Below are 24,864 nucleotides of genomic sequence, written 5' to 3' on the forward strand. Positions count from 1 at the left end.
TAGGTTCACATGCCTGAATTGCCTGAAGTGGAAGTGGTGCGCCGTGGTCTAGAGGACCACGTGGTTGGCTACACCTTCAGGTCCGTGGAGGTGCTTCATCCGCGTGCCGTGCTGGGCAATGATGCGGATCTAACTGAGGTGCTGCCCGGTTTGACGGTCACCGGCACCGGGCGCCGCGGCAAGTTCATGTGGCTCGAGCTTTCAGATGGCAATGCGTTGCTGGTCCATCTACGGATGTCCGGCCAGATGATCGTGGGGAAACCGGGGATGGCAAACAGCCGTCATCTGCGTATCCGCTCGGTGCTGGAACGCGACGGGGAAGAGATCGAGCTCGCCTTTATTGACCAGCGCATCTTTGGTTCCTGGCAGTGGGTGCCCATGACCTTCGACCGCGACTTGACCGTTCCAGCAAACATTCCGCACATTGCACCGGATCCTTTTGAGCAGTCCTTCGACGTGGTGGAAGTTGCGCGCACGATGCGCCGTAAGAATGTGGCAGTGAAAACGATCCTGTTGGATCAATCCGTGGTTAGTGGCATCGGATCCATTTACGCGGATGAAGCGATGTGGGCAGTGGGCGTGAAACCCACCCGCAAGGGAAAGACATTGCGGCAGCGTGATGCGGTAGCACTCCTCGAGGAGTCTCGGGAAGTCATGGCTCGCGCCCTAGAAGCTGGTGGCACGAGCTTTGATGCGTTGTACGTCAACGTGGATGGTGCGAGTGGCTATTTTGCGCGCTCACTCAATGCCTACGGGCGGGAAGATGAACCGTGTCCGCGGTGCGGCGCTCCAATTCACCGGACCACAGTGAATCAACGGTCTTCCTATTACTGTCCGGAGTGCCAGACGCTATAAACTTTCCGACATGAAAGCTGCGTATCTTTTTGTTGATGACACGCTCAATGGTGTCATCTGGAGTCTCGTGCCCTGGTTCCTGCTGGCAGCAGGCGTCTATTTCGGGCTGCGGACCCTCTTTGTTCAAATCCGTGCCGTGCCGGACATGTTCCGTGCCATCGCGGAAAGCCCGAAGGGCAAAGACCGTGCAGGGCGTGATTTGGATGAGGAGTACGGCGGACTGTCCGCCTTCAAATCCTTCACCATTTCTGCTGCCTCCCGTGTGGGCACCGGCAACGTTGCCGGTGTGGCCCTGGCTATCTCCATCGGTGGCCCGGGTTCAGTGTTCTGGATGTGGATGTTGGCCATTCTGGGTGGTGCAACCGCATTCGTGGAGTCCACGCTGGCACAGCTGTGGAAGACCAAGGATGAGAATGGGAACTACCACGGTGGCCCTGCCTACTACATGACTCGTGGTTTGGGCTGGAAGCACTTGGCTGCTGTGTTCTCCGTCTTCCTCGCCTTCACCTACGGCTTTGTGTACAACGCCGTTCAGTCCAACTCCATCGTTGAAGCTGTTGGTGGTTCTTTGGGCAATGACTCCAATATGCTGAAGGGCTTTGCTGCAGTGGTGCTGGCTAGCCTGACCGCGTTGGTCATCTTCGGTGGTGTCACGCGTGTGGCTAGCTGGACCCAGATCATCGTTCCGTTCATGGCGGGCGCCTACATCATCGTTGGCATCATCGTCGTGGTGCTGAACATCAGCGAGGTTCCTAACATGATCTCACTCATCGTCGGCCACGCACTTGGCTTCAAGCAAGTGGCTGGCGCGGCCGTGGGTGTTGCGTTCATGCAGGGTATGCGCCGTGGTCTGTTCTCCAATGAGGCCGGTATGGGTTCTGCCCCGAACGCAGCGGCAACCGCAACCGTGTCTCACCCGGTCAAGCAGGGTCTTGTGCAGACGCTCGGCGTGTACTTTGACACCCTCGTGGTGTGCTCCATCACCGCCTTCATTGTTCTGCTTGGCCCGGCGGTGAGCTACGGCCGTGATGATATTCAGGGTGCTGCTCTCACGCAGTCCGCGCTGGCGGACTCTGTTGGTGCGTGGGGTGCCCACTTCATCACCTTCATCCTGTTCTTCCTCGCCTTCTCTTCCGTGCTGGGCAATTACTACCTTGGCCAGGCGAATATCGAGTACCTGACCAAGAGCAAGACGGTGCTGAACATTTACCGCACCGTGGTGCTCGGCTTCGTGGTCTTTGGTTGCTTCGGCTCTGTTCCGCTGGTGTGGGCACTGGGCGACACGATGGCAGGTCTGCTGGCCATCATGAACATCATCGCGATCATCCCGCTGGGTGGCATTGCTATCAAGCTGCTGAAGAACTTCAATGAACAGCGCCGCCAGGACATCGATCCGGTCTTCCACCGCGACATGATGCCCGAGGTCAAGAACGTTGAGTTCTGGGATGGCTCTGATCCAGTGACGCGCCGCAGCATCGAAGACCGCGTCACGGTCGAGGAAGCCCGCCGCGATGGGAACATTGACGGCAACAACGATGAGGGCGGCCTGACCCGCATTTAATGCCTATGAGCACAATTCGGTTGACAGCCTTTGTCACTGGCCACGTTCAGGGCGTGGGGTTCCGGTGGTGGACACGCAGCCGCGCCTTGGAACTAGGCCTGGCCGGTTACGCTAAGAACCTCACTGACGGCCGCGTTGAGGTGGTGGCGGAGGGGGAGCAAAGCGACGTCGATAAGCTTTTAGCTCTGCTGAAAGAAGACCCCTCCACCGCGAAGCGCCCCGGCACCGTGACCCTCGTCGTACCGCAGTACAGTGAGCCGCGGGGTGCCCAGGGGTTCGTTGAGCGCTAATCATCTGGGTTAAACTTTTCCAATGCACTTAACATCGCTGACGCTGAAAGGATTCAAGTCCTTTGCGTCTGTGACGACGATGAAATTCGAGCCCGGCATTTGTGCTGTTGTCGGACCGAATGGCTCAGGCAAGTCCAATGTGGTGGACGCGCTGGCCTGGGTGATGGGGGAGCAAGGCGCGAAGAACCTGCGTGGCGGGAAGATGGAAGACGTCATCTTCGCTGGCGCGGGGGAACGGAAGCAGCTGGGCCGTGCGGAAGTCACGCTGACGTTTGATAACTCGGATGGGCGTTTGCCTATTGAATATGCCGAGGTGGCCATCACTCGCCGCATGTTCCGCGATGGTGCCAGCGAGTATGAAATCAATGGCTCCAGGGCGCGCCTCATGGACATCCAGGAGCTGCTGTCGGATTCCGGTATTGGCCGTGAGATGCACATCATCGTGGGCCAAGGCAAGCTCAGTGAGATCTTGGAATCGCGCCCGGAGGATCGCCGCGCGTTCATCGAAGAAGCAGCCGGTGTGCTCAAGCATCGTCGCCGCAAGGAGAAAGCACAGCGCAAGCTCACGGGGATGCAGGCGAACCTGGATCGCCTCACGGACCTCACCGATGAGCTGGGCAAGCAGCTCAAACCGCTCGCGCGCCAGGCAGAAGCAGCGAAACGTGCCGCGACCGTGCAGGCTGATCTGCGTGACGCGCGCCTGAAACTAGCCGGCCACCAGGTGGTCACCCTGCGTGAATCGCTTATCGACGCCACACGCGCCGCCGAACTCCACGCCGAGAAAGCCGCCACCGTTAGCCGGGAGTTGGAAGAGGCTGAGCAGAACCAGTTGGCGGTGGAAGCGAATCAGGCGCGTGTGGCGGAGGCTTCCCAGGAAGCGCAGCGCCTGTGGTTTGGTTTGTCCTCTTTGGCTGAGCGAACGTCCGCGACGTTGCGCATCGCGGGGGAGCGTGCACAGAACGCTATGGCAATACCTGAATTCAGGGGCCAGGATCCGGACGAACTCTTAGCGCGGGCTGAACGCGCGGAAGAGGAATACGAGGCAGCGCAAGAGGAGTATGAAAACGCTGCGGAAGCTCTCGAAGAGGCTGCTGAGGAGACTGCGGAGTTGGAGCAGCGCGCCAAGGCCGCGGAGGCTGAGCACTTGGCGCAGGTGCGTGCGATCGCTGATCGCCGTGAAGGCGTGGTGCGTCTGCTCGCGCAGGAAGAAAGCCAGACTGCCGCGGTGGAATCAGCGAAGCAAGAGGTAGAACGTCTAAGTATTGCCGCGGAAGAAACCCGTGAGCAGGCCCGTGAAGCAGAAGCTCAAGCCGAAGAGACCGCGCAGAAGATGGCGGAACTTACCGCTGACCGAGAGCCACTGACTCAAGCTCATGTACGAGCCGTGGCGGAAGCGGGTGCTGCAGAAAAACGCCTGGACCAACTACGCGATGAGCAGAAAGCGCGAGAAAAGTCGGTGTACTCGCTGAGCTCGCGCATAGCCACCCTGGCCGAAACCGCACCTGTGACGGAAGCCGCCGATGTTCTTGGAGCTGATTACCACCCTCTCGCAGAGTGGGTGAAGGCTGAGGCAGGATTGGAAAAGGCACTCGCCGCCGCGCTCGGTGCACATGCGGAGGCATTGGCGGGTCAGCTGGATGATTCCACGGCCATGGAACTCTCCGATGCTTCACGCGCTGTCGTGGTGGACACGAAAGCCGGGGGCAGGCAGTGGCGCCTGGACGGTAAGCCCCCGACAGGCACGAGCTGGTTGTTAGACCATGTCACCCTCGCTCCCGAGGTCGCGGGCCCAATCACACGTGTGCTTGTCGACGTCGTGGTGGCCACCGACATCACTCACGCCCGCGCCACAGTAGCGGATGATCCGCGCCTGCGTGCCGTGATCGATGACGGCACCATCGTGGGCGAAGGGTGGATCGCTGCTGGCTCCGGTGGTGCATCGAGCGTGGAAGTGGCTGCCCAGATTGAGCAGGCCACGGCTGATTTGGAGAAAGCCCAGTCTCAGCTTGATGAGCTATCCGGCACCCTCGAAGGCGCCAAAATTGCTGCGGACGAAGCGCGCGTAGCAGCAGCGGCAGCAAAGGCAGCACTCAAGGAACACGATGCCCACGCTGAGTCGTGGAAGCGTGACTACCAGCGTGTACTCAGCCAGGCAGAAAGCACCAAACAACAGCACGAACGGGCAGCAAAGCAGGCCACGGAAGCAGAGATCCGCTTCAACGACCAGGTGAAGCAGTTGGAGGAAACCCGAGATCGTCTCGCCCGCGTGGAACACGATGACACGGAAGAAGACGTTGATTCCTCTCTCCGGGATGAAGCCAATGATGCGCTGGCACGGGCCCGTGCACGTGAGATGGAGTTAACGCTTCTGGCACGCTCCGCCCAGCAAGTCGTTGAACAGATCGCTGGACGTGGTGCCGCGTTGCGCAGACAAGCCGAGCACGAGCGTGAGGCAAAAACACGACACCTCGCGGCGATGGCGCGTAAGCGCGCTGAGGCGGAACTAGCCGAAACCGTGGCAGAGCACGCCCAGACATTGGCGGCGCGAATTCAGGTTTCATTAGAGCGTGCCACGCAGCACCGCGACGAACTTGCTGACCAGATTAAACAGCTCACTGCCCGCCAGTCGCAGGTGCGTGAAACGGTTAGCGCATTGCGCCAGCAGCTCAACCGACTGGGGGATACCGCTCATGCGGCGGATATTGCGCGGGAGCAGGCGCAGGTGAGGATTGATGAGGCGGAAGCAGGAATCGCGGACAAGCTTGGCATTGCCATCGCCGACCTGTTGGCTGACTACACGCCTGGCGAGGATTTCGACAAGGCCGCGGAGACGAAGCGCCTCAAGCAAGCTGAGCGCGACCTGGCATCCTTAGGCAAGGTGAATCCGCTTGCTTTGGAGGAGTACAAAGCACTCGAGGAGCGCTACAGCTTCCTGTCCACGCAGCTCGCTGATGTGATTCAGGCACGCAAGGACCTCACCGGCGTGATCGACGATGTGGACGCGCAGATTCTGCAGCTATTCACGGATGCGTGGCATGACGTGGAGAAGGAATTTCCCAAGGTCTTTAACACCCTGTTCCCCGGTGGTGAGGCTCGATTGGTGCTCACCGACCCTTCGGACATGCTCACTACCGGTATTGAGATTGAGGCCCGTCCACCCGGCAAACGAGTCAAGCGTTTGTCGCTGCTATCGGGTGGTGAGAAATCCCTCACCGCACTGGCCATGCTCGTGGCTATCTTCCGCGCGCGGCCATCCCCGTTCTACGTCCTGGATGAGGTGGAAGCGGCCTTGGACGATGTGAACCTGCGTCGTCTTATTGCATTGCTCGAGGAGCTCCGCGAGGATTCACAGCTCATCGTGATCACCCACCAAAAACCCACGATGGATGTGGCAAACGTGCTCTACGGTGTAACCATGCGTGGCGATGGTGTCACCCGCGTCATTTCCCAGCGAATGAACCCCGCGCCGCGCTCTTAACGCGCCGGGCTGAGCTTCAGTCCCGTGCCGTTTTTGCCCAGGTATGCGTTGGTGCCATCGAAATAGAACGTGTTGCCGTCGATGAGCGCGCCACGCACCGCGCCATCGTAGAGGTGTCTTTCCATGTCGCAGCCCATCTTGGTTACGGGACGATCCTCGTAGGTGTAAGTGGCCTTGCCTTGATCCACGATGAGAGCTACGCCAAACCCATTACACGCCCCGCCACGCACGAGGTAGAGGCCATTCTCTGTGGCGCCGTCGCCGCGGGAGAAAGAGAGAGTGCGCCCAAGCGGATGCGACGCGGTCTTCCACTGGCCGTTGAGGATCTTCTCTACCTGCTCCGGTGTCGCCGTCTTCGCATTCGCGGGGATGGCTACTACCAGTGCCCCCGATTCTTCTGCGGGCGGTGTCGGCGTACTCGACCCAAAAGCACCGAAACCAGTCGCGGCGCTAATGGCAACGATCAGTGCGGTGATCACTGACAGCGCGATCGTGACAATGGGGTTCTTCAGCGCATCCAGGTTCATAACCCGCAGCCTAGTCCTTCTGTGAGAGCTGATTGAACCCGAAAGAACACGAACCGGGGTGTCGGTGGCACACTGGTTCGCATGATGAACTCAACTGTTTTGTGGATCATTGTCGCCGTTGTGGTGGTGCTGCTTATCCTCCTAGGCATCATCATCGCCGGCAATAAGCGGAAGAAATCAAAGGCAGTGTCCTTTGAAAAGAAGGACCCGGCCGCACCGAAGGAACTGACCCAGCAGGAGAAATCCGGAAATTACCAAGCCCAGGGAGGCTTTAACTTTGCGCCCGCCGCCTCGCCGGATGTACAGAAGGAGCCGATCCTGCGGGAGGGACAGAAGCTTGCCCCAGAGCCCCCGGCGCCCGTTGTGCCCGAGCCGGCAGTTGAACCGATAGCTGAGACTGAAGCAGCCGAGGAGATCCCCGCGGAGACCCCAGTGGAAGAGACCATGGTGGTTGAGCCGGAGGAGCCGGTGGAGCCCGTTGAACAGATTGAGCAGGTTGAACCGGAACCAGTAGAGGCGGCACCTGAAGCGGTTGAGGAACCAGCACCGGAACCCGAGGTGGTGGAGGCAGCTGAGGAGGCAGCTGAGGCTGCTCACGCCACAGTGGAAGCTGCGGATGAGGCACTAGAGCAGACTCCTGTTCCGGAGGAAGAGCCCGCACCGACTCCGGAGCCGTTGGATGATATTGCCCCGGCGACGGGTCGACTGGGCCGTCTGCGTGGGCGTTTGTCGCGCTCCCAGAATGCGATCGGACAGGGCCTGCTGGGCATTCTGACAGCGGGTGATCTGGATGAGGATGCTTGGGAGGAAATCGAAGACACCCTCATCATGGCGGACATTGGTGCGCCGTTGACCATGAAGATCACGGAAACGCTGCGTGAGAAGATCGCGCAGCGGGGTGTTTCTTCGGAGGAAGAAGCTCGCGCGATGCTGCGTGAGACGCTCGTTGAGGCCGGCAAGCCGGAGCTGGACCGCTCGATTAGGGCAATGCCGAATGATGGTAAGCCGGCGGTCATCCTCGTTGTCGGTGTCAACGGTACCGGTAAGACCACCACGACAGGCAAGCTGGCTCGTGTGCTCGTTTCGATGGGGCACAGCGTGGTTTTGGGTGCGGCGGATACGTTCCGTGCGGCGGCTGCGGACCAGCTTGAAACGTGGGGTCGTCGCGTTGGTGCGACCACCGTGCGCGGTAACGAGGGGGCAGATCCGGCCGCGGTTGCTTTCGATGCTGTGAAGACCGGTGTGGAGCAGCAGGCGGATGTTGTGATCGTCGATACGGCTGGGCGATTGCACACCGCGACCGGCTTGATGGATCAGCTGGGCAAGGTCAAACGCGTGGTGGAGAAGAAGTCTCAGGTGGATGAAGTCCTGCTCGTCCTTGACGCCACGGTGGGGCAGAATGGCCTGACCCAGGCGCGTGTGTTCAAGGAGGTCGTGGAGATCACTGGTGTTGTTCTGACCAAGCTGGATGGCACCGCGAAGGGCGGCATTGTGTTCCAGGTTCAGGAGGAGCTTGGCGTGCCCGTGAAGCTCGTGGGACTGGGTGAGGGGGCCGATGACCTCGCGCCATTCGAGGTGGAAGGCTTCGTCGACGCACTGTTGGGGTCTTAGCTGGACTTTTTATTGAGCTGACGTGAACCCGGCACCGTATTCATGCGGTGCCGGGTTTTGTGATTTGAATTACAGAAAAACTCAACATCATTGACGGCAGTATCTATCGTTCTATAGATTTTTTCTTCGGTGCAAATCGGTCGATCGATAGGTATTCAAAACGATTGGAATTGAGGTGATAGATATGACTGCAGATCAGGTTGCACTGGCATCGGGGAATGCCGGATGGATGCTCGTCTCCGCTTCGCTCGTATTGCTTATGACACCGGGCTTGGCGTTTTTCTACGGAGGTATGACGTCCCGCCGTAGCGTTCTGAACATGATGATGATGTCGTTCACAGCCATGGGGGTGGTGTCCGTCATATATGTGCTGTGGGGTTGGTCGATGTCCTATGGTTCACAATCAATCGGTGGGATTTTTGCGAATCCCTTTGAGTTCTTTGGGCTCCGTAACTCGATCACCAACGGGGGCGGGGCCTACATCGCTGGGGGCAATGGCTACGCAAACGTCATTGATATCGCTTTTCAGCTGACTTTCGCGGTGATCACCGTGGCGATTATCTCCGGTGCGATCGCCAGCCGTGTGAAGATCGGCGCATGGATGGTGTTCACCGGCGTGTGGGTCACGCTTGTGTATTTTCCCTCGCACACATGGTGTGGGGTGGGGGCATTCTTGGTGAAGGGGCGCGCTCGATCGCTGCGTGGATATTCGGGAGTGAAAACGGTGAGGCTCACATTGCTCCCATTGACTTTGCGGGCGGCACGGTCGTCCACATCTCCGCAGCCACTGCCGCACTCATCTTGGTATTGGTGATCGGGCAGCGCGAAGGATTCCCGCAATCCAACTCGCGTCCCCACAATCTCCCCTTCGTCATGCCTGGCGCCGCGCTGCTGTGGTTTGGGTGGTGTGGTTTCAATGGTGGTTCTGCGCTTGCTGCTGATGGCTTGGCGGGTCTTGCTTGAGTGAACACCGCGGCGGCTGCTGCGGGCGCCATGCTGGGGTGGCTGGCGGTAGAGAAGATCCGGGATGGCTACGCAACGTCGCTTGGTGCATCCTCTGGTTTGGTGGCAGGACTTGTTGCCATCACCCCGGCGGCAGGAGCACTCACCCCTATGACGTCCATTCTCCTTGGCGCGGACGGCGGCATTCTTTCGTGCTTTCGTGTGAGCCTGAAATACCGTTTCAACTATGACGACTCCCTGGATGTCGTCGGTGTTCACCTCGTTGCCGCTGTATGGGGGACAATCGGACTCGCGTTCTTTGCTCAAGGGAATGGAGTCTTCACCGGTGGGGGAGCAGATGGGTGGAAGCTTTTCGCAGTCCAGACGGTGGTGGCTATCGCGGCGATGTTTTTCTCTGGTGTGTTGACGTATCTCATCGCAATCGTCGTGAAGCACACCATGGGGTGGCGTGTCACGCGGGAGCAGGAATTCGCTGGTGTGGACTACTCCGTTCACCGTGAGACAGGCTATGACTTCGGCGGACCGGGTCTTCGGCCTGATGGAATTCCAGCTGGCAATAAGTTGGCTGCTGAAGCCACGGCCAATCAATAGGCAGAAGGAAGGGAAGAGACATGAAACTTGTCACAGCAGTAGTGCAACCGTTCACACTCGGTGACATCCGTCAGGCTCTCAGCGAGGCAGGAGTGAAAGGCATCACCGTCACTGAGGCTCAGGGAGCGGGCCGACAAATGGCCAGCGTCGAGTATTACCGGGGTGCCCGCTACACGTCGAACTTTGTACAGAAGGTCAAGATCGAGGTCCTAGTCACCGACGACCAGGAAGAAACCGCCGTAAACGCGATCTTGAATGCGGCGCATACTGGGGAAGTCGGTGACGGAAAGATTTGGGTGACGGAAGTAACCCGCGCCGTGCGCGTGCGTACGGGAGAGGAAGACGACGCAGCTATCTAGTCCGGAGAACGGAACCGGTTGACGGGAAATCCGGGCAATAATGTGGGGGAGGCGGCGTCGAGCTGAACCGCATGTGATTTTCGTGGTGGGTAGCAGTTAGGCTGTAACCCACCACTTAATCTTTTTAGCCACCGGGCTAGAGACATTTACTCAAAGACTTTCAAGGGAGCTTTTACGTGTTCGAGTCATTGTCCGATCGCCTTCAATCAGCACTCACCGGGCTGCGAGGCAAGGGCAAGCTCACGGAAGGGGACATCAACGCCACTGCCCGTGAGATCCGCATCGCCCTGCTCGAGGCCGATGTCTCGCTCACCGTTGTTCGCGCCTTCATTCAGCGTGTGAAAGAACGCGCGCTTGGCGCAGCTGTGTCTGAGGCACTGAATCCGGCGCAGCAAGTAATCAAGATTGTCGATGAGGAACTGACCAATATTCTCGGCGGTGAAACTCGTCGCCTGAACCTGGCTAAGAACCCGCCGACAGTGATCATGCTTGCTGGTCTGCAGGGTGCTGGTAAGACGACTCTTGCCGGTAAGTTGGCTCTCCACCTGTCCAAGCAGGGCCATGCCCCGATGCTGGTGGCATGTGACCTGCAGCGCCCGGGTGCTGTGCAGCAGCTCCAGATCGTCGGTGAGCGCGCCGGGGTGAGGACGTTTGCGCCGGATCCGGGTACCTCCCTGGATTCCAATGACCACGAGATGGGCACGTCCCACGGTGATCCAGTTAAGGTGGCGCTGGCGTCCATCGAGGAAGCGCGTCGCACGAATGCGGATGTGGTGATCATCGATACCGCTGGTCGTTTGGGTATTGATGAAACTCTGATGACGCAGGCCCGCAACATTCGCGATGCGGTGAATCCGGATGAGGTCCTCTTTGTCATCGATGCGATGATCGGCCAGGACGCGGTGAACACCGCGCAGGCCTTTGCCGATGGTGTGGACTTCACCGGCGTTGTGTTGACCAAGCTCGACGGTGATGCCCGTGGTGGTGCAGCACTGTCCATCCGTGAAGTCACCGGTAAGCCGATTCTCTTTGCTTCCACCGGTGAGAAGCTCGAGAATTTTGATGTCTTCCACCCGGATCGCATGTCCAGCCGCATCCTTGGCATGGGCGACCTGCTCTCCTTGATTGAGCAGGCCGAGACCATGATGGACCAGCAGAAGGCGGAAGAAGCCGCCCGCAAGCTGGGTACGGGTGAGCTGACTCTCGAGGACTTCCTTGATCAGCTGCTCATGATCCGTCGCATGGGTCCGATTGGCAATCTGCTGAAGATGATGCCGGGCGGCAAGCAGATGAACCCGATGGCAGACATGGTCGATGAGAAGCAGCTCGACCGCATCCAGGCCATCATTCGCGGTATGACCCCAGCGGAGCGGGAGGATCCGAAGATCCTCAATGCTTCTCGACGTCGCCGCATCGCCGCCGGCTCCGGCGTCACCGTTGCTGATGTGAACCAGCTTGTGGAGCGTTTCTTCGAGGCGAAGAAGATGATGGGCAAGATGGCCAACCAGTTCGGCATGGGTGGAATGCCCGGTATGCCGGGCATGGGTCGTTCCGCAACAAAGAAGAAACCGAAGGGCCGTAAAGGCAAGAACGGCAAGCGTAAGCCAGCGAAGCGCCAGGGCGGACCGAAGATGCCAGGGATGCCAGGGATGCCGGGCATGCCAGGGGGCCAGGGCATGCCGAGCATGGAGCAGCTTCAGCAGATGCAGCAGCAGATGCCGCCAGGAATGGAAGGCCTGGACCTGAATAATCTGGACTTTGGCAGCGCGATGAAGCGCATGGGGAAGAAGAAGTTCTAGGGATCAGCCCCTGAGAACTCACTCCCGGTGTAAAACTTTACATTGCTGCGGTAACTACCGAACGGTAGAAATTTTCTACCAGGTGTTTCAGCCGCGTCGATTTTTCGCATTATAATTTTCTACACACACCCGGCGAAGAGAAGTGGCCAAGGACAACCCTCGCACCCCTTAACTCTCGATGATCTGAAGATCTTCGAGGACCTCTTCATTTCGGTAGGGCAGATCCAAAGCATCGAAGATGGGTTGGATACTCTGCCACATGATCGGTGCGGTGGATTCTGCGTAGGCGTTCGAGATGTGGTTCTGGTCGCGGTAGACGTAGATGTTACCGATGATCGGTGGGCAGTAGGTCTCTTCACAGAACCAGTCAGCGGTATCCACCGTCCACTGCTTATCAGCGGCAAAGAGGTACTGCTCAGCCGGGTTCGTAGGGGCGTAGACCGTGGAGCGCAGCGTGGAGCAATCATTCATCGTGTTTCGGGCGAGGAGGCACTCATTGGGGTCCATGTGATCGCCCTCGCGGGAGAAGACCCACGGGTTGTCGCGCAGCCCCACGAAAGGAATGCCATTGAGGCGCAGCTTGTCCCACACGGTGGCATAGGCATCCGGCACGATATCAGGACCGATGCCGCCGGAACCAGCACGGCCAGCGGGGCGGGTGGCATTGGAGATGGCCAGGTCAGGTTGCAGGGCGATGATCTCCGCAAAAGCATTGCGGGACCATTCTGCGCAGACTTCTGAGACCGTGTCCAAATCATCCAAAACCAGCGGGCACTCCTGGCGCACGTAAGTGATCACCTTGAACCCACGCTCACGGCCGATCTTGTCCAGTGGAACCACCCACGGTTCCGCATGCGAGCCACCGAAAAGGACCACGGTGACATCAGAATCCGGGTCGCCAAAAACGCAGCCTTCGTGGGGGAGTAAGTCTCCTGGCTGGTCCATGAAGATCATGCAGCCACGGTCAACGGTTGGGGGCCACATGTCCGAGATGAAGTGCGGGTCGGGTGCAGCCAAAGCACGCGGCACATCAGCCCCGAAATGCGCCATGGCGCCGGGATACAGTGCCGGGTCAAGCTCGCCGCTCGCCTGTTCCACTTGCTTGTTGAACATGGGCAAGATAGCAAGCGTGCCGGCGAGGAGCACGGCGATGGCAACGCCGCCGATGGCGCGGGCGCGGCCGAGGAACGTCGATAAGCTAGCAAGCGCATTACGCACTGGCTGATCTGTTGCCTTCGGGCGCTTTCCGTGCTGGCGCAGAGGATCCTCGACGAGCTTGTACGTGATGTGAGCCAACGCGAGTGACGCCGCGATAACGCCGATGCCCAGCAGCACGGAAGGCTCGTCCTTGCTCGTGTACACGGTGAGCAAGATGAGCAAAGGCCAGTGCCACAAGTACAGGGAGTAGGCGACCTTGCCCAGCCAGGTCATCGGGGAGGACGAGAGCAGCTTAGCCACGACGTGCTGCGGGCCGCTGAGTACCACCAGCGCCGCACCGAGCAGAGGAATGAGCGCGGCTGGGCCTGGGAAGGCAAGGGAAGTTGGAATGATGAAGCCGGTGGCTGCGATCATCGTGACACCCAAGCCAGTAGCGGGGGCCTGGAACCTCGCGGGAATAGCCACCTTAGCGGGCAGCATAGCCAGCAAAGCGCCGAAGCTCAGCTCCCATAAACGGGAGGGCAAAGCGTAGTAATTGGCGGGTGTGCCCACGAAACCAAAACGGGATGCATAGGCGAAAGATGCGATGGTGATCAGAGCGAGGATGACCACAATCCAGCGACGCAGACGCTGAACACCCACATGGGCGCGAGTAACCAAAATGGCCACCAGAATGCCAGAGGTAATGGCGAAGAGATAGAACTGCCCCTGCACACTCATGGACCACAAGTGCTGCAGTGGCGAAGTCTGCGAACCGGCTGCTGCGTAGGCAGCATCCTGGCTGCTCAGCTCGTAGTTCTGGTAGTAGAGCACAGACGCCTTGAACTGGCGAGCAATTTCCTGGCTCATGACCTGCGGCGTGAGATATCGGATGCCGGCGTAGACAGCTGCGAGTACCACTGCCAGCGCTGGCAGGAGCCTTCGTGCGGTGCGCCAGAAAGGCCACCACGGGTTCAGCGACGGGTTTGGGCGCATGGCATAACGCAGCTGTGCGCCCATGAAGAAATAACCGGACAACAGTAGGAACACGTCCACGCCGCCAGAGACCCTGCCCACGAAGACGTGGAACACAACCACGAGCATGATGGAAAAACCACGCAAACCATCAAGGTCAAAACGGTACGGTGACGACGACACCGGCTGCTTGACCGTTGGTGTAGAGGTGCGAACTGAGGTTGTCATCGGGCTTGTGTCACAGAAAAATAGGGGATACAGGGAAGTGAAAGTACTAAACCTTCCGGTGACCTTACCCGTGATACGAGGCAGAGCTATAACCCAGCATTGTGCGGCATGCCCATTTTGGTGTGGGTAGCACTTCCCAGGTAGGGTATTGCGGGTTGCTTAGCAACACTCCTGCGTTAGCGCCGGACCCGATGGGAATCATGGATTCCCCTTCGACCGGCCCTAGTCACACGCAGACGAAAACCAAGGGCTGAACCGGCCCGCCAAACACGTGGCGGGTGTCTGAACTGCCCAGTGACCGAAGTAAAGGACTTTTAACCATGGCTGTCAAGATCAAGCTGCAGCGTCTGGGCAAGATCCGTAATGCTCAGTACCGCGTTGTCATCGCTGATGCCCGCACCCGTCGTGACGGTGCTGTCATTGAGAACATTGGTATCTACCACCCGAAGGAAGAGCCGTCGCTGATCAAGATTGACTCTGAGCGCGCTCAGTACTGGCTCGGCGTTGGTGCCCAGCCGACCGAGCCGGTGCTCGCTCTGCTGAAGGTGACCGGCGACTGGCAGAAGCACAAGGGCCTCGACGGTGCTGAGGGCACCCTCAAGGTTGCTGAGGAGAAGCCGTCCAAGCTCGAGCTGTTCAACCAGGCTCTGGAGGAGGCTTCCAACGGCCCGACCGCTGAGGCCATCACCGAGAAGCGCAAGAAGGCTAAGGAAGAGGCAGAGGCTAAGGCTGCTGCTGAAGCCGAGGCTGAGGCTAAGGCTGCTGCACAGGCAGAAGCTGCTGAGGCTGCCGCTGAAGAGGCTGAGGAAGCTCCGGCTGAAGAGGCTGCTGAAGAAGAGAAGGCTGAGGAGTCCGAGGAGAACTAAACTCCCTCAAGCTTTGAAGCGACTGCCCGTGTGCCACTTGGTGCGCGGGCAGTTTTTGCATTGATGGGTGCTGGTAGCCTTAGCTCCCATGAAGTTGCTCATCGGCAAAGTAGTCAAGTCCCACGGTGTCAAAGGGGAGGTCGCCGTGGAGGTGTTGACCGACGAGCCGGACATCCGTTACGCGGTCGGGGAGGTGCTTCACGGGAAGCAGGCGGGGAAGGAACAAGACCTGACCATCGCCTCGGTGCGCCCGCACCAGAAGCGCCTGTTGGTCACGTTTGAAGAGATCCCAGACCGCACCGCCGCGGATTCGCTGCGTGGAATGCAGTTCTTTGCCGAGCCGCTGGAGCGCGATGAGGACTCGGATGAGTTCTATGACCATGAACTCATTGGTCTGAAAGTCGTGCAGGACGGCAAGGAGATTGGGGAGGTCACTGGTGTGATGGATACCCCGAACCGGAAAATCTTGGAAGTCGCGTATCAGGGCAGGGAAGTGCTGGTTCCCTTCGTCATGGACATTGTTCCGGAGGTGGATCTGGAGGAAGGCTTCCTGGAAATCACCCCACCGGAAGGGTTGCTGGATCTATGACGGGTACGCCGGCATTGCGCATTGATGCGATCACGATCTTCCCCGACTATCTCGAGCCAATGCGCCACGCGCTATTGGGCAAGGCGATTGAGCAAGGCATCTTGGCGGTCGGGGTGCATAATCTGCGGGACTGGGCCACGGGCGGGCACAAAGCGGTAGATGATTCGCCGTTGGGTGGCGGTCCGGGCATGGTGATGAAGCCGGATGTGTGGGGCCCAGCACTCGATGAGGTGCACGCAGGTCGCGCTGGGTTTGATCTGGCCACCGCGGCAGCACACCGCAATGACAAGGCACGCCACGATGAAGTGGCAGAGGTTGCCGCGCGCCCGTACACCGTGCCCGCAGATGTGTGCGAAGGGGAGGACCCGGACGCGCCGTTGCTCTTGGTGCCCACGCCAGCCGGCAAGCCTTTTACCCAGGCTGATGCGCAGGCGTGGTCGCGGGAGAACCACATTGTGTTCGCCTGTGGCCGTTATGAGGGTATTGATCAGCGCGTTTTTGAGGACGCAGCGCAGCGGTATCGTGTGCGCGAAGTATCCATCGGTGATTATGTGCTTATCGGTGGGGAAGTGGCGGTGCTCGTCATCGTGGAGGCCGTCACGCGCCTGATCCCCGGCGTGCTGGGTAATACGGAGAGCCACGAGGATGACAGCTTTTCCGACGGCTTGTTGGAAGGTCCGAGCTACACCAAGCCGCGCGTGTGGCGCGGGATCGAAGCCCCGCCGGTGTTGACGTCAGGCGATCACGCCAAGGTGGAGCTGTGGCGCCGTGAGCAGTCCCTCAAACGCACCAGGGAAGTGCGCCCGGAGCTTATCGCCGCCGCGGAACTCACCGAAGAGGATCGCTTCATGTTGGACGCCCGCGATGTGGTGACGGAGCTGGACGTTCTGGGCTGGAAGCCCGGCGCAGAAAAGAACATGCGCACGGCGTTAAAGAAAGCCGGCTACCGCGATGCGCAGATAAGCACAAAAGAGCGCGGGACCGACGTGTGCTTTGGGCCGTCGATGCTGGAGACAGAGTATGAGCGGCGTGAGGGGCGGCCGAGCCCTGATCCGCTGGTGAAGCTGCGCGTCCATGGGCGCACAGCATTGAGCCTTGCCGATGCCACGCAGGCAGTGGTAGCGGCATTGCCCAAGGGTGCGGACTGGTATGGCTCCACCGTGGTGCAGCCCTAAGGAGTCCGCCGACTAGACTTCCCCGAATGACTGTCGCAGAGATTATCGCGAAAGAAATTCACGTCCGCGCCACCCAAGTAGAGGCGGCGCTCACCCTTCTCGCGGAGGGCAATACCGTGCCCTTCATCGCCCGCTATCGCAAGGAAGTTACTGGTGGGCTGGATGATGCGCAGTTGCGGCACATCGAGGAGCGCAACACGTACCTGCTTGAACTCGCGGAGCGTAAGGAAGCAGTGCTGGCCAGCATCGAGGAGCAGGGCAAGCTCACCGACGAGCTCAAGCACGAGATCCTCGCCGCCGACACGAAGGCCCGCGTGGAGGATCTCTACTTGCCGTACAAGAAGCGCCGCAAGACCAAGGCGGATATCGCGCGCGAAGCAGGGCTTGAGGAGCTTGAGCAATTGCTTATCGACGCCCCCAGCACCAACCCCGAAACCACCGCCGAAAAGTTCATCTGCGAGGGCTTCCCGGACACCAAGGCTGTTCTTGATGGTGCGCGCGCAATCCTGATTGACCGTTTTGCCACTGATGCTGATCTGGTTGGCGCCGTACGTGACCGTGTGTATGCAGAGGGCGCGATGCGTTCTGCCGTGGTGGAAGGCAAGGAACAAGAGGGCGCGAAGTTTGCGGATTACTTTGAATTTGCTGAAGACCTGACCAAGCTACCGTCCCACCGCATCCTGGCGCTGTTCCGTGGGGAGGCAGAAGGCGTGCTCACACTGAGTTTTGATCCGGGTGATGAGGCTGTTTATGAAGGCATGATCGCCGAGCGCTTTGATCTGCCGGTGCAGGAGTCGGAGTGGTTGGCCAAGGCAGTGCGCTGGGGCTGGCGGACGAAACTGCAGATCTCCGCGAACGTGGACGCCCGCATGCGCCTGAAAGAGAAGGCGGATGAGGGGGCGCTGGAGGTGTTCAAAACCAACCTGCGCGATGTGCTCTTGGCAGCACCTGCTGGCCAGCGGGCAACCCTGGCGCTTGATCCGGGTTATCGCAACGGCGTGAAATGCGCCGTGGTAGATGGCACCGGCAAGGTCCTGGCCACCAGCATCGTGTATCCGCACCAACCGCAGAACCGGTGGGATGCGGCGCGTGCGGAGCTTGCCGCTTTGGTAGCTGAACATGGAGTGGAGCTCATCGCGGTGGGCAACGGCACAGCCTCGCGCGAATCCGAAAAGCTGGCCGGTGAAGTAGCTGACCTCATCGCGCAGGCGGGTGGCACTCGCCCAACACCGGTGATGGTGAGTGAGTCCGGTGCGTCCATCTACTCGGCTAGCGCAATCGCGGCGGAAGAGTTTCCCGACATGGATGTTTCCCTGCGTTCCGCGGTCTCCATCGCGCGGCGTTTGCAGGACCCGCTGGCGGAGTTGGTCAAGGTGGATCCGAAATCCATCGGCGTGGGCCAGTACCAGCATGACGTGAACCAGGTTGCGCTCGCCCAAACTCTGGATGCGGTGGTGGAGGATGCGGTGAACTCCGTCGGTGTGGATGTGAATACGGCGTCCGCGCCGCTGCTGGAACGTGTTGCGGGGCTGTCCAACACGGTGGCCAAGAACATCGTGGCCTACCGTGATGAGCACGGCAGCTTCACTACCCGCAAGGAACTGGGCAAGGTGCCACGTCTAGGGCCAAAGGCCTTTGAGCAGGCAGCGGGCTTTCTGCGTATTCAGGGTGCCAAGGATCCGTTGGATGCCTCAGCCGTGCACCCGGAGGCGTACCCAGTGGTGGAGCGCATTGCCACCGCGACTGGGATGGACACCACGTCCCTCATTGGTAATACCGCGGTATTGGCCAAGCTTGCGCCGGCCGATTTCGCCGATGAGACCTTCGGCGTGCCCACGGTGACGGACATCATCGCGGAGTTGGACAAGCCCGGCCGTGACCCGCGCCCGGAATTCACCACCGCTACGTTCAAAGAAGGTGTGAATGAGATCAAGGACCTCAAACCCGGCATGATTCTGGAAGGCACGGTGACCAATGTCGCTGCCTTCGGCGCATTCGTCGACGTCGGCGTGCACCAGGATGGTCTCGTGCACGTATCTGCGATGAGCAATAAGTTCGTCTCCGACCCGCATGATGTGGTGCGCTCCGGCCAGGTGGTCAAGGTGAAAGTCATGGACGTCGATGTCGCGCGCAATCGCATCGGGCTGTCGCTGCGGCTTGAGGATGAGCCGGGGAAGCCCAGCAAGCCCAGCAAACTCGCAGGGAGGAAGAATGGGGCGGGGAACGGGGGACGTCGACAAGCGAAAAACGCGAAGCCTGCGCAGGGCTCGATGGCGGATGCTTTGAAGCGAGCAGGATTTGGGAAGTGACCCGGGGCTATGCAAGAATAGTCGGGTCTTGTAGCCGACATGAACCAGTCGAGCGCCCCAGGAGGGGAAGAGCCGCTAGGTTCCTCTGTCCAAATCTGAAAAGGAATTCGTATGTCTAACGGCATCATCGATAAGGTCGACGCAGGCCAGCTGCGCGACGACATCCCGGACTTCCGTCCTGGTGACACCCTGGGTGTTCACGTCAAGGTGATCGAGGGTAGCGTCACCCGTACCCAGCTCTTCGAGGGCTTTGTTGTCCGCCGTCAAGGCTCCGGCATCCGTGAGACCTTCACTGTCCGCAAGATCTCCTTCGGCATCGGTGTGGAGCGTACCTTCCCGGTTCACTCCCCGAACATTGACCGCATTGAGGTTCTGCGTCGTGGCCGTGTCCGCCGTGCGAAGCTGTACTACATGCGCGACCTGCGCGGCAAGGCTGCCCGCATCAAGGAGCGTCGCTAAACTTCAGCGCCTTCACGCCCCCTTCACCCACCGCTTAGTCTCGCGTGGGGAAGGGGGCGTTTTGCGTGCTCAGTGTTAAAGTGGTTCTCCGTGACTGATACCCCCCGCCAGCGTCCTGATAGCACCGAAGAAGACCGCACGATGCCGTGGTATGTGGAGATCCCGATGGTGGTTCTTCTCACCCTCGGCCTCATCTTCTTACTGCAAACATTCGTTGGCCGCGTGTACCTGATTCCATCTGCCTCCATGGAGCCAACGCTTCACGGCTGTGAAGGGTGCAATGGTGACCGCATCTTCGTGCAGAAGGTGTCCTACTACTTCTCCGACCCGGAGCCGGGCGACGTGGTGGTCTTTGAAGGAACCCCATCGTGGAACACGTCCTACCAATCCAACCGGTCGGATAACCCGTTTGTGGCGGGACTGCAGCAACTGGGGTCCTACGTGGGGCTTGTTGCGCCGGATGAGAACAACCTGGTCAAGCGCGTGATTGCTACTGGCGGTCAGACCGTGTCCTGCCAGGCAGGCGACCCGTCAGTGATGGTGGACGGCCAGCCCACGGACCAGACGTTTACCCTTCAGCCACCGGATAATCCGGTGCTGCCGGAAGGCGGTTCTGAGGAGTGCGGTGGCCAGTACTTCGGTCCGCTGACCGTGCCGGAAGGCAATGTCTTTGTCATGGGGGATAACCGCACCAATTCCTTGGATTCGCGCTACCACATGGGAGATGAGTACCAAGGCACCATTCCTGAGGAGAATATCCGCGGCAAAGTCTCCTTCATCGTCTTGCCGTTGACCCGCATTGGGCCGGTGAAAAACGGTGATGTGGAGTTGCTGCAACAGTAAATGCGCAGGCTGAAGCAGCTCCGCACGTACGAGGTGGCGTTGGATAAAGCCGGCCTCGGTCCCGTGGCGGGCATTGATGAAGCGGGTCGTGGTGCGTGCTTTGGCCCCATCACCATCGCCGCGTGCATTCTGCCCTCGCGCCCGCTGCCTGGGCTGGAGGGTCTCACCGACTCCAAGAAGCTGACGCCGAAGAGGCGGGAGCTGCTTTTCGACGAAGTGATCTCGGCCGCCACCGCCTATTCCGTTGTGCACATCAGTGCGGGGGAGATTGATCGCCGCGGCATCCAGAACGCGAACCTCGATGGAGCCCGCCGAGCTATCTCCGAGTTGGCTGTCGCGCCAGGTTTCGTGCTTGTGGACGCCTTCCGGATCCCCGGCCTGACCACCCCCCAACTTCCCATCGTGGGTGGGGATTACACTGCACGCTGCATCGCGGCAGCGAGCATCCTGGCCAAAGTCAGCCGGGACCGCCTGATTACCCAGATGGCGGAAGAGTTTCCGGAGTACGGCTTGGAGGGGCACAAGGGGTATGGCACGCAGGCGCATATGGATGCGGTGCGCCGTCACGGTGGAAGCCCTGAGCATCGCTACACTTATGCCAACGTTGCAGCAGCCCACCAGACGTATATGAGGAGCACCAAGCCATGAGCGCTGAGGAATTGGAGAACTACGAAGCAGAGGTCGAACTTTCTCTGTACCGCGAGTACCGCGACGTGGTCAGCCAGTTTTCCTACGTGGTGGAGACTGACCGCCGCTTCTACTTGGCTAACGGCGTGGAGCTGATCCCGCACACCGAGGGCAAGGATGTGTACTACGAAGTGCGCATGTCTGATGCCTGGGTGTGGGACATGTACCGTGCTGTGCGCTTCGTCCGCTACGTGCGCGTGATCACGTACAAGGACGTCAATATTGAGGAGCTGGATAAGCCGGAGATGGTCATCCCGGAATAGCCCGTCGTGTGCGCGCTCTGTGGATTAACAAGCGTTATCCACAGGGTGTTTTGTTTATTTAGGGCCACTTTTCATTCTGAGGGATCCGTTTGGCCTTTTGTGTCGTCTAAAGCAGTAGACCGCCTTGATGCGCGGTGCACATTGACACAAAAGATCGGAGAACACAATGGTGAAAAGTACGCCTGACGCTGGTGTGGATACGAACCAGTGGGTGCTGGGCACGCTTGGTGAATCACGTACAGCTGCCTGGTACGAGGAGATGGGATATGAGATTGTCCAGCTTGGGTACAGAACTAGGCGGGGCGAAATCGATGTGATTGCCCGCGCGGAGGACGGCACGATTGTTTTCATCGAGGTGAAAACGCGACGTGGCCATAGCTTCGGCGCGGCGGAGGCGGTCACGGCGCGCAAACTTAATCGCATCCGCGCCGCTGCATCTGAGTGGCTGATGGATAAGCCGTATACGCCCGTGCGTTTCGACGTTGTCGAGGTGCTTTATAACGGCCACATGTTCTTCCACCGCATGTACCAGGGGGTTGAAGATGGCGCTTGCTAGTACCTATAGCGCGGCTGTTGAGGGCGTGACCGCCCACTTTGTCACGGTGGAGGCCAACGTGGGTCCGGGTCTGCCGGGAATCCACATCGTGGGTTTAGGGGATAAAGCGGTGGGTGAGTCCCGTGACCGCATCCGTACCGCAGTAGCCAACTCCGTGTTGCCGTGGCCGCGCACGAAGATCATGGTGTCTTTGTCCCCGGCGAATCTGCCCAAGTCTGGTTCCCATTTTGATCTGCCCATTGCGTTGGCGGTGCTGGCCAGCATGGATCCGCGGGCGGAGCGAAAACTTAAGCGTTCACTCATCGTGGGGGAGTTGGCCTTGTCCGGTGAGTTGCGCCGAGTTGATGGCATCTTGCAGATCATCGTGCAGGCACTGAACAGCGACATTGAGCACGTGATCATCCCCGCGAGCAATGCACGGGAGGCAGCGCTCATTGGGCATCCATCAGTGAGGATCGCGAACAGTCTCACCGAAGCGTGGCAGTGGGTGATCGGGGAGCGCGAACTTCCCGGTTTGGAAACCGTGACGCACACCGTAGAACCAGTCCGTGTGCCTGATTTCCGCGATGTGATCGGCCAACCTCATGAGCGCCGCGCCATGGAAATCGCGGCAGCGGGTGCGCACCACATGCTCATGATCGGTTCACCAGGCTCCGGCAAATCCATGCTGGCAGAAAGGCTCCCGTCGATCTTGCCGGACCTCACACCGGAGCAGGTGGTGGAAGCAACCGCGATCCATTCTGTTTCCGGGAATTCCTCCGGGGAGGTGATTATGAGGGCGCCGTTTGTGGCGCCGCATCCGTCGTTAGGCAGAGCTGCCTTGATCGGAGGAGGCTCTGGCATTCCGCGCCCTGGTGCGGTGAGCCATGCACATCACGGGGTGCTTTTTCTTGATGAGGTCAGTGAGATCGACGCCCGCACTCTCGACGCCTTACGTGTGCCCCTGGAGAAGGGTGAGGTGCAGCTGACACGCGCGCGCCGGGTGGTGGTGTATCCGGCGAATTTCCAGCTGATCATGGCCGCCAACCCGTGCCGTTGTGGTGTGGACAATGCGGCGAAATGCACGTGCTCTTCGGGTGAGCGCGCCAAATACCTGCGCAACCTGTCTGGGCCGTTGCGGGACCGCATTGATATCAGCCTGACCACCACCTCGGTGGGCGGTGTGGTCACGGCGGCGGATCAGGAATCCTCTGCTGTCATTGCCGAACGCGTCTTGGCCGCGCGGGACCGATCCCAATGGCGGTGGGCTAAAGCGGGATTACCAGCAACGACGAACGGGCGCGTCCCCGGCGCGGTGTTGCGGCGTGACTTCCCGGCGGCGGAAGACGGCATGGGCGTGATCAGCAGTGCTTTGGCAAGCGGCATGATCACTCAACGCGGGGTGGATCGCCTGCTCCGCCTGTCGTGGACGCTGGCGGATCTTGCCGGGGTGGATCAGCCGCGGCTGTCTGAGGTGATGGACGCGCTGAACCTGCGTGAGATGGAACAGCAGGGGGTGGCAGCATGAGTTCGCTTGAATCTTGGGCATACCTGAACCGCGTGGTGGAAGGCCCAAATCGCCACTTGTTGGCTCTGCTTGATGCGGGCCGTGATGCGGATGAGCTCGCGCACGGTATCCGCACTCGCGCGAGTTGGCTCGGCGACTTGGGCCCGGCGACTGAATCGCGGTACACGTGGGATCAGCCCGCTGAGGATCTCGCGGCGGCAGCACGGGAAGGCTACGCGCTGCTCACTCCCGAATCACCGGAATGGCCACGCGATGAGATCGTGGCGTCCTTTGAGGTAGCCCGTGCAAAAGCTGAGCGCGAAAAAGTAGGTAATAAATCGACACTTCCGCCCGATGCCTATGCGCCGCATGCCTTGTGGGTGCGGGGGAACACGAATCTGGCGCAGCTCTTCGCCAGCTCGGTGGGCATCGTGGGCACGCGTGCGGCCTCCGCGTATGGGCACCATGCCACGACTGATTTGTGCCAGGGACTCGCGCGACACCAGCACACGATTGTCTCCGGCGGGGCGCTGGGCATTGACACGGTGGCGCATTCCACAGCGCTTGATGCCGGCGGGACAACCGTCGTTGTTGCAGCGTGTGGTGCGGGGCAGGTGTATCCGCGACGTAATGAGCAGCTGTTCGCGCGGATTGCTAATGAAGGCGGTGCGATCATCACGGAGTACCCACCCGGGGTGACGCCGGACCGCCACCGCTTTCTCACTCGCAACCGGCTGGTGGCCGCGTTGACGCAAGGCACCATCGTGGTGGAAGCAGCGTTCCGGTCCGGTGCGCTGAACACCCTGAAGTGGGTGGAGGTGTTCAACCGCGTGGGAATGGCGGTGCCAGGGCCGATCCTCGGGCCGGGATCCCTCGGCACGAATCTGGCTATTAGGGATGAGCGCGCAGCGATGGTCTTGAGCGCGGATGATGCCCACGAGCAACTCAGCCCCATCGGCACATCGGATGTGGATGGCCAGTATGAGATCGACTACGCCGCCAACGCCGTCCAGCAGCTCTCCCGCAACGAGCTACGTGTCTATGACTCGCTGCCACTCGCTGACACCGGTGGGCTCGAGGCCGGGGACGTCGCCCAAGCTTGCGGTTTCACCATCGGACTCACAGTTCATCTGCTCATGGCTCTGAATAAGAAGGGCATGGTCGTCCGCAAAGGCCAGCTCTGGGAGAGAGCTGATGGCGTGCCTCTAGACATCTAGACCAGGAGCGGCCATATACTGCCGGGAGATCTAACAACGG

At 59.9% G+C, this 24,864-nt stretch carries 19 protein-coding genes and 2 pseudogenes; 19 read left to right on the forward strand and 2 right to left on the reverse strand.

Translation table 11 applies throughout. The features are described from left to right. Positions 1-9 precede the first annotated feature (9 nt). The 4 genes from mutM to smc are packed head-to-tail and all read left to right on the forward strand — an operon-like array spanning position 10 to position 6,184. The gene (gene mutM, locus QP968_RS01545; protein ID WP_284854616.1) at positions 10-855 is read left to right on the forward strand and encodes a bifunctional DNA-formamidopyrimidine glycosylase/DNA-(apurinic or apyrimidinic site) lyase; all 846 of its coding nucleotides are present in this window, start codon (positions 10-12) and stop codon (positions 853-855) included. A 10-nt stretch (positions 856-865) separates the two neighbouring features. Beyond that, complete coding sequence (locus QP968_RS01550) at positions 866-2,416, forward strand: alanine/glycine:cation symporter family protein (RefSeq protein WP_284854618.1); 1,551 nt, start codon at positions 866-868, stop codon at positions 2,414-2,416. A 5-nt stretch (positions 2,417-2,421) separates the two neighbouring features. Then, positions 2,422-2,706 carry an acylphosphatase gene (locus QP968_RS01555; RefSeq protein WP_284854620.1) on the forward strand — a complete coding sequence of 95 codons (285 nt, stop codon included), beginning with the start codon at positions 2,422-2,424 and terminating at the stop codon, positions 2,704-2,706. 22 nt (positions 2,707-2,728) lie between these two features. Further along, the gene (gene smc, locus QP968_RS01560) at positions 2,729-6,184 is read left to right on the forward strand and encodes a chromosome segregation protein SMC (protein WP_284854622.1); all 3,456 of its coding nucleotides are present in this window, start codon (positions 2,729-2,731) and stop codon (positions 6,182-6,184) included. Here the strand turns inward: smc and QP968_RS01565 are convergent. Then, positions 6,181-6,711, reverse strand: a complete 531-nt coding sequence (locus tag QP968_RS01565) for a hypothetical protein (protein WP_284854624.1) — start codon at positions 6,709-6,711, stop codon at positions 6,181-6,183. The genes smc and QP968_RS01565 overlap by 4 nt on opposite strands. Positions 6,712-6,795: 84 nt before the next feature. Between QP968_RS01565 and ftsY the strand changes: the two genes are divergently transcribed. From ftsY to ffh, 4 genes and pseudogenes are all read left to right on the forward strand, one after another. Further along, positions 6,796-8,322 (forward strand): signal recognition particle-docking protein FtsY, encoded by a 1,527-nt coding sequence (gene ftsY / locus QP968_RS01570; protein ID WP_284854831.1) that lies wholly within the window; start codon positions 6,796-6,798, stop codon positions 8,320-8,322. A gap of 184 nt (positions 8,323-8,506) precedes the next feature. Then, positions 8,507-9,876, forward strand: a pseudogene (locus QP968_RS01575) (ammonium transporter). A gap of 20 nt (positions 9,877-9,896) precedes the next feature. After that, on the forward strand, positions 9,897-10,235 hold the full coding sequence (locus QP968_RS01580) for a P-II family nitrogen regulator (RefSeq protein ID WP_284854626.1): 339 nt from the start codon (positions 9,897-9,899) through the stop codon (positions 10,233-10,235). A gap of 176 nt (positions 10,236-10,411) precedes the next feature. After that, a complete protein-coding gene (gene ffh, locus QP968_RS01585; RefSeq protein WP_284854628.1) occupies positions 10,412-12,034 on the forward strand; it encodes a signal recognition particle protein in 1,623 nt (540 codons plus the stop codon). A gap of 168 nt (positions 12,035-12,202) precedes the next feature. Here ffh and QP968_RS01590 read toward each other — a convergent pair whose 3' ends face one another. Next, on the reverse strand, positions 12,203-14,374 hold the full coding sequence (locus QP968_RS01590; RefSeq protein ID WP_284854630.1) for an acyltransferase family protein: 2,172 nt from the start codon (positions 14,372-14,374) through the stop codon (positions 12,203-12,205). Between the two features lie 320 nt (positions 14,375-14,694). Here QP968_RS01590 and rpsP point away from each other — a divergent pair, with 320 nt between their 5' ends. The 11 genes and pseudogenes from rpsP to dprA all read left to right on the forward strand — a co-directional run bounded on the left by rpsP (position 14,695) and on the right by dprA (position 24,824). After that, positions 14,695-15,240 (forward strand): 30S ribosomal protein S16, encoded by a 546-nt coding sequence (gene rpsP / locus QP968_RS01595; protein WP_284854632.1) that lies wholly within the window; start codon positions 14,695-14,697, stop codon positions 15,238-15,240. Between the two features lie 88 nt (positions 15,241-15,328). After that, positions 15,329-15,829: a ribosome maturation factor RimM gene (gene rimM, locus QP968_RS01600; protein ID WP_284854634.1), complete on the forward strand. Its 501-nt coding sequence runs from the start codon at positions 15,329-15,331 to the stop codon at positions 15,827-15,829. Further along, positions 15,826-16,683, forward strand: a pseudogene (gene trmD / locus QP968_RS01605) (tRNA (guanosine(37)-N1)-methyltransferase TrmD); the annotation flags it as partial. The gene rimM and the pseudogene trmD, both read left to right, overlap by 4 nt. A gap of 347 nt (positions 16,684-17,030) precedes the next feature. Further along, on the forward strand, positions 17,031-19,313 hold the full coding sequence (locus QP968_RS01610; protein WP_284854636.1) for a Tex family protein: 2,283 nt from the start codon (positions 17,031-17,033) through the stop codon (positions 19,311-19,313). 111 nt (positions 19,314-19,424) lie between these two features. Then, entirely contained in the window at positions 19,425-19,772 is a 348-nt protein-coding gene (gene rplS, locus QP968_RS01615) for a 50S ribosomal protein L19 (protein ID WP_034661593.1), read from the forward strand. Between the two features lie 141 nt (positions 19,773-19,913). Beyond that, entirely contained in the window at positions 19,914-20,615 is a 702-nt protein-coding gene (gene lepB, locus QP968_RS01620; protein ID WP_284854833.1) for a signal peptidase I, read from the forward strand. After that, complete coding sequence (locus QP968_RS01625) at positions 20,616-21,263, forward strand: ribonuclease HII (RefSeq protein WP_284854640.1); 648 nt, start codon at positions 20,616-20,618, stop codon at positions 21,261-21,263. It abuts the gene before it with no gap. Continuing rightward, positions 21,260-21,565, forward strand: coding sequence for a DUF2469 domain-containing protein (locus QP968_RS01630; RefSeq protein WP_034661585.1), 306 nt, complete (start codon positions 21,260-21,262; stop codon positions 21,563-21,565). The genes QP968_RS01625 and QP968_RS01630 overlap by 4 nt, the downstream gene beginning before the upstream one ends. Positions 21,566-21,731: 166 nt before the next feature. Continuing rightward, the gene (locus QP968_RS01635) at positions 21,732-22,121 is read left to right on the forward strand and encodes a YraN family protein (RefSeq protein ID WP_102724206.1); all 390 of its coding nucleotides are present in this window, start codon (positions 21,732-21,734) and stop codon (positions 22,119-22,121) included. Further along, positions 22,108-23,628, forward strand: coding sequence for a YifB family Mg chelatase-like AAA ATPase (locus QP968_RS01640; protein WP_284854643.1), 1,521 nt, complete (start codon positions 22,108-22,110; stop codon positions 23,626-23,628). The genes QP968_RS01635 and QP968_RS01640 overlap by 14 nt, the downstream gene beginning before the upstream one ends. Next, on the forward strand, positions 23,625-24,824 hold the full coding sequence (dprA, locus tag QP968_RS01645) for a DNA-processing protein DprA (protein WP_284854645.1): 1,200 nt from the start codon (positions 23,625-23,627) through the stop codon (positions 24,822-24,824). The genes QP968_RS01640 and dprA overlap by 4 nt, the downstream gene beginning before the upstream one ends. The last annotated feature ends 40 nt before the right edge of the window (positions 24,825-24,864 follow it).

The organism is Corynebacterium sp. MSK041 (genome assembly GCF_030232265.1).
GTDB lineage: Bacteria > Actinomycetota > Actinomycetes > Mycobacteriales > Mycobacteriaceae > Corynebacterium.

What these genes read in the sequence shown, in the direction of transcription:
- mutM (WP_284854616.1), top strand. Translation starts at nt 10, where the DNA reads ATGCCTGAATTGCCTGAAGTGGAAGTGGTGCGCCGTGGTCTAGAGGAC.
- QP968_RS01550 (WP_284854618.1), top strand. Translation starts at nt 866, where the DNA reads ATGAAAGCTGCGTATCTTTTTGTTGATGACACGCTCAATGGTGTCATC.
- QP968_RS01555 (WP_284854620.1), top strand. Translation starts at nt 2,422, where the DNA reads ATGAGCACAATTCGGTTGACAGCCTTTGTCACTGGCCACGTTCAGGGC.
- smc (WP_284854622.1), top strand. Translation starts at nt 2,729, where the DNA reads ATGCACTTAACATCGCTGACGCTGAAAGGATTCAAGTCCTTTGCGTCT.
- QP968_RS01565 (WP_284854624.1), bottom strand. Translation starts at nt 6,711, where the DNA reads ATGAACCTGGATGCGCTGAAGAACCCCATTGTCACGATCGCGCTGTCA.
- ftsY (WP_284854831.1), top strand. Translation starts at nt 6,796, where the DNA reads ATGAACTCAACTGTTTTGTGGATCATTGTCGCCGTTGTGGTGGTGCTG.
- QP968_RS01580 (WP_284854626.1), top strand. Translation starts at nt 9,897, where the DNA reads ATGAAACTTGTCACAGCAGTAGTGCAACCGTTCACACTCGGTGACATC.
- QP968_RS01590 (WP_284854630.1), bottom strand. Translation starts at nt 14,374, where the DNA reads ATGACAACCTCAGTTCGCACCTCTACACCAACGGTCAAGCAGCCGGTG.
- rpsP (WP_284854632.1), top strand. Translation starts at nt 14,695, where the DNA reads ATGGCTGTCAAGATCAAGCTGCAGCGTCTGGGCAAGATCCGTAATGCT.
- rimM (WP_284854634.1), top strand. Translation starts at nt 15,329, where the DNA reads ATGAAGTTGCTCATCGGCAAAGTAGTCAAGTCCCACGGTGTCAAAGGG.
- QP968_RS01610 (WP_284854636.1), top strand. Translation starts at nt 17,031, where the DNA reads ATGACTGTCGCAGAGATTATCGCGAAAGAAATTCACGTCCGCGCCACC.
- rplS (WP_034661593.1), top strand. Translation starts at nt 19,425, where the DNA reads ATGTCTAACGGCATCATCGATAAGGTCGACGCAGGCCAGCTGCGCGAC.
- lepB (WP_284854833.1), top strand. Translation starts at nt 19,914, where the DNA reads ATGCCGTGGTATGTGGAGATCCCGATGGTGGTTCTTCTCACCCTCGGC.
- QP968_RS01625 (WP_284854640.1), top strand. Translation starts at nt 20,616, where the DNA reads ATGCGCAGGCTGAAGCAGCTCCGCACGTACGAGGTGGCGTTGGATAAA.
- QP968_RS01630 (WP_034661585.1), top strand. Translation starts at nt 21,260, where the DNA reads ATGAGCGCTGAGGAATTGGAGAACTACGAAGCAGAGGTCGAACTTTCT.
- QP968_RS01635 (WP_102724206.1), top strand. Translation starts at nt 21,732, where the DNA reads ATGGTGAAAAGTACGCCTGACGCTGGTGTGGATACGAACCAGTGGGTG.
- QP968_RS01640 (WP_284854643.1), top strand. Translation starts at nt 22,108, where the DNA reads ATGGCGCTTGCTAGTACCTATAGCGCGGCTGTTGAGGGCGTGACCGCC.
- dprA (WP_284854645.1), top strand. Translation starts at nt 23,625, where the DNA reads ATGAGTTCGCTTGAATCTTGGGCATACCTGAACCGCGTGGTGGAAGGC.